Below are 12,088 nucleotides of genomic sequence, written 5' to 3' on the forward strand. Positions count from 1 at the left end.
AAAGGCGCGCCAAACTGCCGCGTGCGCGCGCGAAGCGCAAGGGGAGCCGAAAACCGCCGCGCCCGCCTACTTCGCCTGGATTCGCGCGAGATAGTCGAGCAGCGCGTCGAGCCGGGTCTTCCAGCCGGCGCCGCGCATGAATTTGCCGCCCCAGACAGGCATGTCTCTCGGACCATGGTCCTCGACCGCCTTGCGTCCGTCGAGGACCTCGAGAACCTCCTCTCGCGGAAAAACGCCGCCGTTCTCCCGCGCGAGTTGCGTCAGGTCAGCGGGCTCTGTTTTGAGTCGCGATGCGAAGCGTCCATGACCCTTGCCGTCCTCGCCGTGGCAGAGCGCGCATTTCGAGCGAAATTCGATGAGCCCCTGATCCCAGGCCTTTTCGCGGCTTTTGGCGAAGGCGCACGCCGGGTTCGCCAGGAAAATCGAGAGAGAAACCGCCAGCAATTTCACCCGAAAGCCGCTCATGTCGACGCCCCTTCCAGTTATTGCGCGAGACTATTCCCTTTCGCACGCGCGCGCGAGCTTATCCCTGGCTTTGAGCGCGGCTATGTTCTCGGGAAAGGGCGGCCGGTTCTACGCCGTCGCGGGCTTCTCCGCCGCAGGCGCGGCGCGCGTCGCTTGTTCGCGCGAGGGCACCATCACCGTCGCCTCGCCGTCGAGCACGACCTTCCCGTCCACGAGGCATTCGCATTTGAGCCTGGCGCGGCGGCCCTTCTCGACGAGCTCCACGACCTCGACGACGACGGTGATGACGTCGCCGATCTTCACCGGCGCGCGGAAATTCAACGTCTGCGACAGATAAACCGCGCCCGGGCCTGGCAAATACATGCCGATCACTGTCGAGATCAGCGAAGCGGTGTAGAGGCCGTGGACGATGCGCTCGCCGAAACGGGTCTTGGACGCGAAGTGATCCGAAAGATGGATGGGATTGCGGTCGCCCGAAAGATCGGCGAAGGCGATCACGTCGTCGTCCATGACGGCCTTCATCAGCGTCTCGCGCATGCCGACGCTCAGATCTTCGAAGTAATAAATTTTGAAGGGCGTCGACATGGGGTCACCGGAACGTTGTGCGGGAAAGGGCGAAGCGCCCGTTTCCTCCTTTTACCAGAAAACTTCGCGGGCCAAAGCGACAGGACGCGCGCCCGCGAGCGTGACGAGACGCTCGAGCGCCGCCCTGTCGACGGCCCCGTCCGCCGAGAGCCGCAGCTCTTCCGCATGCACGCCGCCGACGACGAAAACGCAATCGAGCCCCGCCTGTCCCGCGCCGGCGAGATCGGTGAAGGCGCCGTCGCCCAGCGCCACGATCCGCGCGTCGGCGAGGGGCGCGCCGCGCAGGGCCACGAGCCGCTCGCGCGCCGCCGCGTAGATCGGCGGATGCGGCTTGCCGAACATCACGACGTCGCCGCCCATCGCCGCATAGCGTTCGGCGAGCGCGCCGGCGCAATAGACGATGTCGTCGCCGATCGCGACGACGATGTCCGGATTGGCGCACAGCATGGTCAGGCCGCGGGCGCGGAGCGCCGCGAGACGTTCGTCGTAATCCTGCGGAATTTCCTCGCGTTCGGCGAAGAGCCCGGTGCAGACGACGTAGTCGGCCTCCTCCGGACCCGTTTTACGCACCGGCGCGCCGAGACGTCGGCCCGCTTCCTCGAAGAGTCCGTCGTCGCGCGGCGGGCCGAGGTGATAACAGGCCTGCCCCTTGCGCGCGACGATTTCCCGGCAGGTCAATTCGCCCGCCGAGACGAGATCGTCAAAGGCGTCCTCGGGCAGGCCGAGGCCGAGAAGCTGGCGGCGCACTTCGGCGTCCGGCCGCGAGGCGTTGGTGACGAGGACGACGGTCCCGCCCTGCGCGCGAAAGCGCCGCATTGCGTCGGCGGCGCGAGGGAAATGCTTCTTGCCGTCGATGAGCACGCCCCAGACGTCGCAAAGGATTGCGTCATAGACGCCGGCGAGTTCGCAAATCCCGGAAATCATCGGGATTTCCGGGGCGGCGGCCGTCGAGGACGTCAAAAGCGCGCCTCCTGCAGGGCCGCTGCATGGGCCCTTTCGGCCACGGGCCGGAACCCTCCGGTCTCTTCGTCGAGCGCGAGCAGCTTTCCGTCCATCACGCTGAAATAGGCGCCATGAAGACGCAGGTAGCCGCGATGTTCGAGAACCTGCACCATCGGGAAGCTGCGCAGATTGATCAGCGTCTGCTTGATCGATTCGAATTCGAGCCGCCGCACATAGTCCGGATCGGCGAGGTCCGGCGCGCGCCCCAGCCGCTCGACGGCCGGGGCGAGCATCGCGATCCATTTTCCGATGAAGTCGCCATGGCTCAGCGGCGGCGCGTCGGGGTTCAGCACCTCTTCGGCGTAGGCGCGCACCCCGCCGCACTGGCCGTGGCCGAGGACGACGATGTGTTCGACCTTGAGCGCCATGACGGCGTATTCCAGCGCGGCGGAGGCCCCGTGGAAATGGCCGTCGGGCTCAAAGGGCGCGACGAGGCCGGCGACGTTGCGCAGGACGAAGAGTTCGCCCGGACCGGCGTCGAAAATCGCTTCAGGCGCGACGCGCGAATCCGAGCACCCGATCACCAAAGTGGTCGGCTTCTGGCCCTTGATCGCGAGGGTGCGGTAACGCGCCTGCTCCGAGCGGAAACGGCCGCCGAGGAAAACCTCGTAACCTTCCACGAGGTGAGGCGGAAGGCCGCTCTTGGGCGCAGGGCTCTCGTCGACTGACATTCTTTTGACGTTCCGGGCTGATCGTTTGACGGCTTCCACGCGCGCCGCAAAGGCCGATGGCGGAGACGCTTCTTATTGTGTAGACCAGCCGGCGCGGCAAGAAAAAGATGAACCCAGCTGTCGAGCGAGCCGAAAGATGATTTCGAAACTAAAGCGTAGCGTGTTGGCCATGCCGGGCTCCAACGCCCGCGCGCTGGAAAAGGGCAAGAGCCTCCCCGCCGACGTTTTGATGTTCGAACTGGAAGACGGGGTGGCGGAGGCCGCCAAGGCCACGGCCCGCGAGCAGGTCGCGGCGGCGGTTCGGGGCGGCGGCTATGGCGCGCGCCAGCTCGTCGTGCGCGTCAACGCCCGCGGCTCGGAGTGGTACAAGCCCGACATGTCGGCGATCGCCGCCGCAGGGCCCGACGCCATCGTCATCCCGAAGGTCAATTCGCGCGACGACATTCTCAAGGCCGCGGCCGACCTCGTCGCCGCCGGCGCGCCGCTCAAGACCCGGCTCTGGGCCATGATCGAGACGCCGCGCGCCATCTTCGACATCGAGAAAATCGCCAGCGCCGCCGACGATCCCGCCGCGCGCCTCGAAGTTCTCGTGCTCGGCCCCAACGACATCGCCAAATCGACCCGCGCCCGCCTTACGCCCGGCCGGCCCGCCCTCGTGCCCTGGCTCGCCGCCGGCGTGCTTGCAGCGCGCGTGCACGACATCGAGATCATCGACGGCATCTACAACGACTTCAACGACGAAGCCGGCTTGCGCCGGGAGGCCGAGCAGGGCCGCGACATGGGTTTCGACGGCAAGATGCTCATCCATCCGAGCCAGATCGGCCCGGTGAACGAGATCTTCGCGCCGAGCGCCGAGGAGGTCGATTTCGCGCGCCGGATCATCGCCATTTTCGACCAGCCGGAGAACGCCGAAAAAGGCGTGGTGCAGATCGACGGCAAGATGGTCGAGCGTCTCCATCTCGACATCGCGCGCCGCACGCTCGCCTTGATGGAAGCCGCCGGCTGACGGCGGAAAAAGGCGGTCGGAAAGTCTGTTTCGCGGGCAGGCCGCCTCCTTTATATCTGCGCTTCGGGGGCAAACAGCGAGGACTCGACAATGGCGACGCCGCGGAGCGACGGAACGGATCAATCTTCCAAGGTCGACAGCCCGCAAAAGGAAGACGCCGGCGCGCCCGCGACGAAGCCGGGAGCGGCGGCCCCCGCGCGCCGGGCGCGGGGTTTTGTCTCCAAACTGTTCTTTACCATACTGACGGTTCTGGTCCTGCTTGGAATCGCAGGCTATGGCGCGCTGATCTTCCGGGACGTCGACCCCAATGTGGGCGTCGCGGCCAATTACGTCGAACAAGGTCTGACCGAGGCGCAGGGTCTGCTGGACAAGGCGCAGGAGACCGTCGCCGATCTCACGGGCGCGCCCAAGCCGGCCTCGAAAGCGGCGAGCCGGCGCGCGCTCCTCGACAAGGCGCCCCTCGCCCCGACGACGCCGGCCGCCCCGGCCCCCGCGCCCGTCGAAGCCGCGCCCGAACCCGCCGCCGTCCCTGCGCCTGCGCCCGTCGAGACGGCGAAGGAGCCTGAAAAGCCCGCGCCGGCCGCGCCCCCGGCGGCCGAAACCCGCGCCGAACCCGTTCCTGAACCGCCGCAAAAGCCTGTGGAACTCGCGCAGGAGCCTACACCCGCGCCAGTTCCCGCGCCTGCGCCCGTCGCGGCGGAACCGGCGAAGCCCGCTGAAGCTCCCGCCGCCCGGGTCGAAACGCCCGACGCCGACGGCTTCACCGACCGCGACCTGATTTCCGCGCTCGAAGGCCGCATCGACGCGCTGAGCGACGAAGTAAGGGCGCTGCGGGAAAAGCTCGAAGCGCCGAAGAGCGAAATGCGCGCGGAGCCGCAGACGGAGGCGCCGAAGGCCTCCCCGGCCGTCGCGGATACGGCCGCGGCCCATGTGGCCCTGGCCTACGCCCTTCAGCGGCGGGTCGAAAGCGGCCGTCCCTTCGCGGAGGAAATCGCCGCCATCGCCCGGCTCGGCGCGGACCCCGCGCCCGCTCCCATCCTGATCGAAACGTCCGAGAAAGGCGTCGCGACTCCGGCGCAATTGCGCGAGAGCTTCGCAGCCGCCGCCAGAAAACTGAAATCGCATGAAAGCCACGGCGAAGCCGGCCATGAAGGCGGCAATCTGACGGAACATCTGCTTGAGGGCGCGAGCAAGCTCGTGAAGGTCCGGCCGGTGGGCCACGCGCATCCCGACAGTCTCGAGGGCAAGATGGAAAAGGTCGAGGCCGCGCTGTCGCACGACGACTTCGCCGCCGCCGAGGCCGCCTTCGAGGCCCTGCCGGAGGAAGCGCGGAACGAGGCGAAGGACTTCGGCGACGCGCTGCGTCAGCGCAACGAGGCGGTCAAGGCCGCCGACGAATTCCTGCACGCCGCCGTCGCGGCGCTGGGCGCCAAGAAATAAGCGAGGCCGACCGCCATGCTGTTCATGTTTTTCTTCATCGTCGCGCTCGCCGCCGCGGCCTACGGACTCGAATTGCTGATCGAGGAGCCCGGCTCGCTGACGCTGGAATACGCCGGCCGGCATATCGAGACCTCGATCCCCGTCGCAGCCGCGGGCCTGCTGCTGCTGATCGCCGCGGTCATCATCGTCTGGGCGGTCATCGTGGCGCTGATTCGCCTGCCGAGCCGGGTGGTGAGCGGCTCGCGCGAAAAGCGCAAGGCGAGGGGCCTCGACGTCATCTCGCAGGGTCTCGTCGCGGTCGGGGCCGGCGACGTCGCCCGCGCTCGAAAGGCCGCGTCGCTGGCCGAAAAGCTCATTCCCGAGGAGCCGCTGACGCAGATGCTCGTCGCGCAGGCGGCGCAGCTCGCCGGCGACCGCGCCAAAACGGCGGAGGCTTTTCAGAAAATGACGCTCAACCCTGAGACCAAGCTTCTCGGCCTTCGCGGGCTACATATCGAGGCCAGGCGCCGGGAGGACGCGGAGGCGGCGCATCAATTCGCGAGCGCCGCCCATGAGATTGCGCCGTTGCCCTGGGCGGGCTCGGCGGTTCTCGAGCATCTCGCCGCCAACGGCGAATGGGAGAAGGCTCGGGAAGCGCTGGAAAAGAGCGTCTCCGCCAAGGCCCTCGACGCGCCGAGCGCGCAGAAGCTGCGCGCCTTGATCGAGACGGCCATGGCCATGCAGAAGGAGCGCGAGCATCCGCATGACGCGCTCCACCTCGCCCGCCAGGCCCTGAAACGTCGGCCAGGCTTCACGCCCGCCGCCGCCGTCGCCGCGCGCGTGCTGATTCGCCATGGCGATCAGAAACAGGCGATGAAGCTCATCGAAGGAATTTGGGCGGCCAATCCCCACCCCGATCTCGCCGAGGTCTATCTCGAGGCGCTGCCGCAGGAGTCGAACAGCGAGCGTCTGGCGCGGGTCGAGAAGCTCGCGAAGCTTTCCCCCGACGCGCCGGAAAGCCGCCATCTCTTGGCCGAAATGGCCCTCGCCGCGCGCGATTTCCCGAAGGCCCGCGCCGCGCTCGCGCCGCTCATCGCCGAAGGCCGGCATCCGACCGCCCACACCTGCCTGCTGATGGCGGAGATCGAGGACGCCGAACATGGTCCGAGCGGGCCGGTGCGCGAATGGCTCGCGCGCGGTTCGCGCGCGCCGCGCGATCCCGTCTGGATCGCGGACGGCGTCGTCTCGAAGCGCTGGCTGCCCTTCTCGCCGGAGACGGGCCGGCTCGACGCCTTCGAGTGGAAGACCCCGCCCCACTCGGCCCACCACCTCACGGAAGAAGGCAAGCCGAACATCCCGACCGCCTTCCTCGCCAGCGGCAAGGCGCCCGAGATCACGGCGTCGGCGACAAACGCGCCGGCTCAGTCGTAACGGTCCCGGATGCGGTCCGCCCGGCGGATCCGAACGTAAAGCGCGCCTTCGCCGCCGTGATGGCGCGCCGCCTCGCCGAAACCCACGACGACGTCCCGCAGATTGGGAGCCTGAAGCCACATCGGGACGACGCGCTTCAGCACGCCGCCCTCTTCGCGCGACAGCCCCTTTCCGGTCACGACGATCGCCACCTTCGCCCCGTCGGCCTGGGCGCGGCGTAGGAAGGCGGTCAGCGCGCGCTGCGCCTCGTCCTGACGCATGCCGTGCAGATCCAGCTTGGCGTCGACGTCGAGCCGACCGCGCTTGATTTTGATTCGCGTGCGACGGTCGATGTCGGTTGGCGGCGAAAGCGGGCGCGGCGCGAGCGGCGGACGATCGCGATGCGCCTCGCGCGGCGGGGCCGCGTCGCGCGCCGGTTCGACGACGCCGGGCGCGACCAGGGCCGGCTCGGCCGGCGCCGGACGCGACCGGAAGGGGCGGACGCTCGCGGTCACCATCGTCCAGAGCTCCATCTCGGCATGGGTGAGACGCCGGACGTAGCGCGACTTTCCTTCGGTCACGACGCGGCGTCCTCCACAGGGAGCAGGACCACGAAATCGGCCGCGTGCCGCACGCGGCCGGCGAGCGTTCCCGCCCGAGCTCCGGCGCCGAAGAAAAGATCGGCCCGCGCCGCGCCCAAAATCGCCGAGCCCGTGTCCTGCGCGATCATCAGCCGCCCGAACTCCGTTTCCGTTTCGCTCTCCCAGGGGATCCGCGCCGCGATCCAGAACGGGAGGCCATAACACCAGATCGACCGGTCGACTGCGATCGAGCGCAGGGGCGTGAGCGCTACGCCCTCTCCGCCGATCGGACCCGATCGCCGGTCGACGGAGTCGTCGATGCGGAAGAATACATAAGATTGGTTTTCCTGCATCAGCCTTCGGCCGGGCGCGTTGGGGCCAACGCCCATTGCCCGCAGCGTCGCCTTCATCCGTTCGAGCGACATCTCGTTCTCCGGAACGAGGCCGCGTTCGATCATCAGCCGCCCGATCGACGTATAGGGCCAGCCGTTGCGGCCGTCATAGGTGAGCGCAAGGATCGTCCCGTCCGCGAGGCGCAGGCGCGCAGAGCCCTGCACCTGGATGAGAAACAGTTCTACCGCGTCGCGCACATAGGCGAGCGGCGCCGATCCCGCCGCGGCGCCTTCGTCCTCGATGGCGCGGCGAACCGGATAGGGCGCCAGAGATCCATCGGCGAGTCGCCGCGCGCTCGTGAGCCTTTCGCCCGAGGGGAGCGCCAAAGGCGCGCCGTTCAGCGTCACAAGATCCGGCGGCCGCGAGAGGGCCGGCGCGTCGAAGCCAGGTTCGGGGGCGCGTCTCGCCGCGACCTCCGGCTCGTAATAGGCGGTGACGAAGCCTGCGCCGGGAAGGCGATAGGGCCGGAACCACTTGGGAAAGAAGGCAGCGCCCGAGGCGGGCTCCGCGAGCGCCGCGCGGGCCGCAGCCGTCAGGCCCGGAAAAAACCGCCTCGCCGGACGCTGCTCGGCGGCGTCCGCGACGATTCTCTTGGCGGAGCGGCGAAACGCCGCGAAAGCGGCGTCGAGATCGTCATTCCCGAATCCGGGAACGGCGTCGAAGGGCACTGGCTCCAGATCGGCCGGCCGCGCCACCGGATCAGTCGGCGGCGCGGGTGGCGACGAGCTTCCAGTTCGGGTCCGCCGCGCGAGGATCTCGCGCGAAGGTCCAGAGCTCAACGACGGGCGTCGTATAGCCGCCCTCGATCGTCTCGCCCGACTTGTCCTTGCGCACATTCATCAGGCGGACGGCGAAGCGTACGGTGATTTCATTGAGCCGCGGCGCGGCGCGCGCCGATTCGACCAGAGCGGAGTCGATTGCGACGATCGCCGTCTCGACCGTTTCGCCCGCCTGCTCGCGACGCGCAATTTCGCCCGCGAAGCCGTCGAACGCCTCTTTGGAGAGCAGCGGACGCAGCGTGTCGCGGTCGCCCTTCGCGAAGGCGGTGACGATGATGTCGTAGGCTCGCCTCGCGCCGTCGAGAAACGCCCGGCCGTCGAAGCGCGGATCTACGTCCGCGATCGCGTCGAGGCCCGCCAGCGCCGCGTCGCTCTTCTCCGCGACGCCCTTCCAGCGGTCCTCGGCGCGGACGGCCGGAATATCCTCGATCGGCGCAGCGCCGGGAAGCGTCGCCGGGCGCATCCGCCCGGCTTCGAAACGAGCGGGCGGCGGCGTCTCGCGGTCGATGCGCATGCCCAGCACCGAACGCAGTTTCCACACGACGAAAACCGCCAGCGCCGCAAAAACGATGAGCGACGGATCGAAGGGTTCGCCGGTCGGCGCCATTGATCACTCCCGATTCCTATCCATGTCGGCTATCATGTCGCGGCTCGCCTGTCACGAATCAAGGGCTGCGCGGATCGCCGCAGCCTCCTGCCGAAGGGGTCGTTTCGGCGCGGAGGACGTCGCACGTTGAACAGCAGGACAAAGCTCGTCGGCCTCGCGCTGGGCCTGTGGCTCGGGCTCGAAATCGTGGCCTTCGCCGCCGTCCTTCGCTCGCTCGGACTTCTCGCGACGATCCTGCTGGGACTCGGCACGACGGCGCTGGGGCTTTCGGACGTCAAGCGTCTGCTCAACGTCTGGCGCGAGCGCGGGAGGGCGCGGCGCGACGGCGCCATGCTCGACGGCGTATTGCAGGCGCTCGCCTCTCTTTTGCTGATCCTGCCCGGCTTCGCCTCGGACGTCGCCGGACTTGCGCTGAAATCGCCGTCCGTACGGGCGGCGGTTCTGACGCGGCTCAAGGAAGGCCGAAAAAGCCACGCGAAGCGCGGCAGGGCGCAAACGATCGATCTCGCGCCCCACGAGTGGAAGCATCTGACGCCGAGCGGCCGGCCGCGCCGCAAGCGCAAAACGGCGGGGGAACCGCCGAAGCGACGCGGCGCGCGCGCGAATCTTGTCCCTGAAAGGGAGACGTGATAGGCGGGCCGCGACTTTCCGCCAATCCGGCGGCTCGGCTGGAGATCCCGACATGACTGACGCAAATGGAAACGGCGCCAACGCCGGCCCGGGCGGCGCGCCCGCGCTCAACGCGCTCGTTCAATACCTAAAGGACTTCTCCTTTGAGAATCCGAACGCGCCGAATTCCCTCGGCCCGCAGGACAAGGCGCCCAATATCTCGATTCAGGTCAACGTCAACGCGCGCCAACTCGCGCCGACGGACTTCGAGGTGACGCTAACCCTCGACGCCCAGGCGGGCGACGGACCGGGGCTGTTGTTCAAGCTCGATCTTGAATATGGCGGCGTCTTCCGCCTCGTCAACATTCCGCAGGAACAGGTCCATCCGATCGTCATGATCGAGTGCCCGCGCCTGCTCTTCCCCTTCGTGCGCCAGATCGTGGCCGACGCCACTCGAGACGGGGGTTTCCCGCCGCTCTACATCGACCCGATCGACTTCGTCGCGCTCTATCAGCAGAAGGCCGCCGAAGCCGCCGCCCAGACGGCGCAAGCCTGAGTTTCAGCCGGAGGAGGACGGCGTCGCGCCGTCCTTTCGCGGCAGATATTTGTCCCATATCGGCGCTTTCGAGAGCGCCGATATGAACGTCTCGTGGGAATCGATCTCATCCGCCGTCAGTCGCTCCGGCAAAGGCGCGGGACGCTCCCGCAGAAGGTCGTTCGCCCGCGCGCGACGCGCGACGCTCACGGCCGAGAGGGACAGCGCCGCTTGACGGCCGCCGCGAAGCTCCGCATAGACCTCCGCGAGCAGGCCCGCGTCGAGAAGCGCCCCGTGCCTGTCGCGGCGCGAGAGATCGACGCCATAGCGCTGGCAGAGCGCATCGAGCGAAGCCGGGCTCCCCGGATGCAGCCGACGGGCCATCGCGAGCGTGTCGACGATCCGCGCGGGCGCGAGCGGCGGCAGCTCCAGACGGCCGAATTCGAAATTCAGGAAACGCACGTCGAACTCGGCGTTGTGCGCCACCATCGGCGAATCCTCGACGAAATCGAGGAATTCTTGGACTATTTCCGCGAATTTGCGGTGTTGGGAGAGGAACTCCCGCGACAGCCCATGCACGCGAAACGCCTCCTCCGGCATGTCGCGTTCAGGATCGATATAGACGTGGAAAACCCGGCCTGTCGGGATGAGATTGGAAATCTCGACGGCGCCGATCTCGACGACGCGATGACCCTGCGCCGGATCAAGTCCGGTGGTTTCGGTGTCGAAGACGATCTCGCGCATCACTCCCGCTCCCCGAGCGCCTCCAGAATTCGGCGCACATCGGCGCGCGCGGCTTCGAGCCCGTCGCCGGTGCGCACCACGAAATCGGCGCGCGCGCGTTTTTCCGAATCTGGAACCTGCTTTGCCAGAATGGCGGCGAATTTCGCTTCCGTCATGCCCGGACGGGCGAGAACGCGGGCCTTTTGCACATCTTCCGGCGCCGAGACGACCACGATCGCGTCCACCGTCTTTTCCGCGCCGGTCTCAAAGAGCAACGGCACGTCGTAGACGACGATGCGCGTTCCCTTTTGCTCCTGTTCTTTGAGAAAGGCGTCGCGCGCCCCCCAGACGAGCGGGTGAACGATCGCCTCGAGCCGCTTCATCGCGTCGGGATCGCCCAGAACGCGCGCCGACAGCCTGCCGCGGTCAACGACGCCGTCGACCACGACGCCAGGAAACGCCGCCTCGATCGGCGCGACGGCGGCGCCGCGGTAGAGATCATGGACGATCTGGTCCGAATCGAGCACCGGAACGCCGGCGTCACGGAACATCTGGGCGGTCGTCGATTTGCCCATGCCGATGGAGCCGGTGAGCCCGACGCGGAGCATTCTTCGCGTCACGAGAGGAGCGCTCCCTCGCGGCGCAGCGCCTCGAGCAGGGGCAGGATCGGCAAGCCCATGATCGTCCAGTGATCCCCCGTCACCTGCGAGAAGAGCTGCGCGCCGAGCCCCTCCGCCTGATAGGCGCCGGCGCTGGTCAGCGCCGTCTCGCCCATCGCGTCGAGATAGGCGGCGATGAAGGCGTCGCTCAAATCGCGAACCGTCAGATCGGCGTGCGAGACGGTTTCGAACAGGATTTCGCCGTCGCGCGCCAGGGCCAGCGCGGAATGCAGCCTGTGTCGGCGCCCTGAGAGAAAGCGGAGAAGCTCCGCCGCCTTGCGCATGTTTTCCGGCTTGCCGAAGATGCGCGATTCGCAGCTCGCCACCTGATCGGCGCCCAGCGTCAAGCGCCCCGGGACTTGGGCCGAGACGCGGCAGGCTTTTGCCCGGGCCAGGGCGAGCGCAACGGCGTCGGCGCCCACAGGGCCGAGCGCCGATTCGATCGCGCGCTCGTCGACATCGGCCGGCCGCGATTCGAAAGGCAGGCCCGCCTGCGCCAGAACGAGGCGGCGGCCAGCGCTTTTTGAAGCGAGAATCAACGGCTTGTCGATGCGCCAGAAGGAAGGGGGGCGATTATCGCTCACCGGCTGTTCATCCACAGGTCAATCTGGAAAAAGCGGAAAAGCGGGGACAGTTGCGCCCCA

Annotated in this window: 15 protein-coding genes; 5 read left to right on the forward strand and 10 right to left on the reverse strand. The window is 67.9% G+C overall.

Features of this window, described 5'->3' with window-relative positions:
• Window positions 1–66 precede the first annotated feature (66 nt).
• The 4 genes from ACV959_RS00810 to ACV959_RS00825 form a co-directional block, all read right to left on the reverse strand.
• Window positions 67–465 carry a c-type cytochrome gene (locus ACV959_RS00810; RefSeq protein ID WP_475738040.1) on the reverse strand — a complete coding sequence of 133 codons (399 nt, stop codon included), beginning with the start codon at window positions 463–465 and terminating at the stop codon, window positions 67–69.
• 108 nt (window positions 466–573) lie between these two features.
• The gene (locus ACV959_RS00815; protein ID WP_475738041.1) at window positions 574–1,050 is read right to left on the reverse strand and encodes a MaoC family dehydratase; all 477 of its coding nucleotides are present in this window, start codon (window positions 1,048–1,050) and stop codon (window positions 574–576) included.
• 51 nt (window positions 1,051–1,101) lie between these two features.
• Complete coding sequence (locus ACV959_RS00820; protein ID WP_475738042.1) at window positions 1,102–2,010, reverse strand: TIGR01459 family HAD-type hydrolase; 909 nt, start codon at window positions 2,008–2,010, stop codon at window positions 1,102–1,104.
• Entirely contained in the window at window positions 2,007–2,723 is a 717-nt protein-coding gene (locus tag ACV959_RS00825) for a carbonic anhydrase (RefSeq protein WP_475738043.1), read from the reverse strand. Before ACV959_RS00825 ends, ACV959_RS00820 begins: the two co-directional genes overlap by 4 nt.
• A gap of 136 nt (window positions 2,724–2,859) precedes the next feature.
• Here ACV959_RS00825 and ACV959_RS00830 point away from each other — a divergent pair, with 136 nt between their 5' ends.
• The 3 genes from ACV959_RS00830 to ACV959_RS00840 all read left to right on the forward strand — a co-directional run bounded on the left by ACV959_RS00830 (window position 2,860) and on the right by ACV959_RS00840 (window position 6,579).
• Window positions 2,860–3,729: an HpcH/HpaI aldolase/citrate lyase family protein gene (locus ACV959_RS00830; RefSeq protein WP_475738044.1), complete on the forward strand. Its 870-nt coding sequence runs from the start codon at window positions 2,860–2,862 to the stop codon at window positions 3,727–3,729.
• A gap of 90 nt (window positions 3,730–3,819) precedes the next feature.
• Entirely contained in the window at window positions 3,820–5,169 is a 1,350-nt protein-coding gene (locus ACV959_RS00835; protein WP_475738045.1) for a COG4223 family protein, read from the forward strand.
• Window positions 5,170–5,184: 15 nt separating this feature from the next.
• The gene (locus ACV959_RS00840) at window positions 5,185–6,579 is read left to right on the forward strand and encodes a heme biosynthesis HemY N-terminal domain-containing protein (RefSeq protein WP_475738046.1); all 1,395 of its coding nucleotides are present in this window, start codon (window positions 5,185–5,187) and stop codon (window positions 6,577–6,579) included.
• On the opposite strand, the gene ACV959_RS00845 is transcribed toward ACV959_RS00840, so the two are convergent.
• From ACV959_RS00845 to ACV959_RS00855, 3 genes are read right to left on the reverse strand one after another with little or no spacing between them, the layout of a single operon-like run.
• The gene (locus ACV959_RS00845) at window positions 6,570–7,139 is read right to left on the reverse strand and encodes a Smr/MutS family protein (RefSeq protein WP_475738047.1); all 570 of its coding nucleotides are present in this window, start codon (window positions 7,137–7,139) and stop codon (window positions 6,570–6,572) included. The two genes, ACV959_RS00840 and ACV959_RS00845, sit on opposite strands and share 10 nt — an antisense overlap.
• Complete coding sequence (mltA, locus tag ACV959_RS00850; protein WP_475738048.1) at window positions 7,136–8,200, reverse strand: murein transglycosylase A; 1,065 nt, start codon at window positions 8,198–8,200, stop codon at window positions 7,136–7,138. The genes ACV959_RS00845 and mltA overlap by 4 nt, the downstream gene beginning before the upstream one ends.
• A 31-nt stretch (window positions 8,201–8,231) precedes the next feature.
• Window positions 8,232–8,918, reverse strand: coding sequence for a Tim44/TimA family putative adaptor protein (locus ACV959_RS00855; protein ID WP_475738049.1), 687 nt, complete (start codon window positions 8,916–8,918; stop codon window positions 8,232–8,234).
• Between the two features lie 126 nt (window positions 8,919–9,044).
• On the opposite strand from ACV959_RS00855, the gene ACV959_RS00860 reads away from it, so the two are divergent.
• Both ACV959_RS00860 and secB read left to right on the forward strand, forming a co-directional pair.
• A complete protein-coding gene (locus ACV959_RS00860; protein WP_475738050.1) occupies window positions 9,045–9,548 on the forward strand; it encodes an FxsA family protein in 504 nt (167 codons plus the stop codon).
• Between the two features lie 52 nt (window positions 9,549–9,600).
• On the forward strand, window positions 9,601–10,083 hold the full coding sequence (gene secB / locus ACV959_RS00865; protein WP_475738051.1) for a protein-export chaperone SecB: 483 nt from the start codon (window positions 9,601–9,603) through the stop codon (window positions 10,081–10,083).
• A 3-nt stretch (window positions 10,084–10,086) separates the two neighbouring features.
• Here secB and dnaQ read toward each other — a convergent pair whose 3' ends face one another.
• Genes dnaQ through ACV959_RS00880 form a run of 3 tightly spaced genes read right to left on the reverse strand, consistent with a single transcriptional unit; the run spans window position 10,087 to window position 12,028 of the window.
• Window positions 10,087–10,806 carry a DNA polymerase III subunit epsilon gene (gene dnaQ / locus ACV959_RS00870; protein WP_475738052.1) on the reverse strand — a complete coding sequence of 240 codons (720 nt, stop codon included), beginning with the start codon at window positions 10,804–10,806 and terminating at the stop codon, window positions 10,087–10,089.
• Entirely contained in the window at window positions 10,806–11,393 is a 588-nt protein-coding gene (coaE, locus tag ACV959_RS00875; protein WP_475739723.1) for a dephospho-CoA kinase, read from the reverse strand. The genes dnaQ and coaE overlap by 1 nt, the downstream gene beginning before the upstream one ends.
• An 8-nt stretch (window positions 11,394–11,401) precedes the next feature.
• Window positions 11,402–12,028, reverse strand: a complete 627-nt coding sequence (locus ACV959_RS00880) for a Maf family protein (protein ID WP_475738053.1) — start codon at window positions 12,026–12,028, stop codon at window positions 11,402–11,404.
• Window positions 12,029–12,088: the final 60 nt, after the last annotated feature.

It is taken from the genome of Methylocystis sp. Se48, from assembly GCF_056269425.1.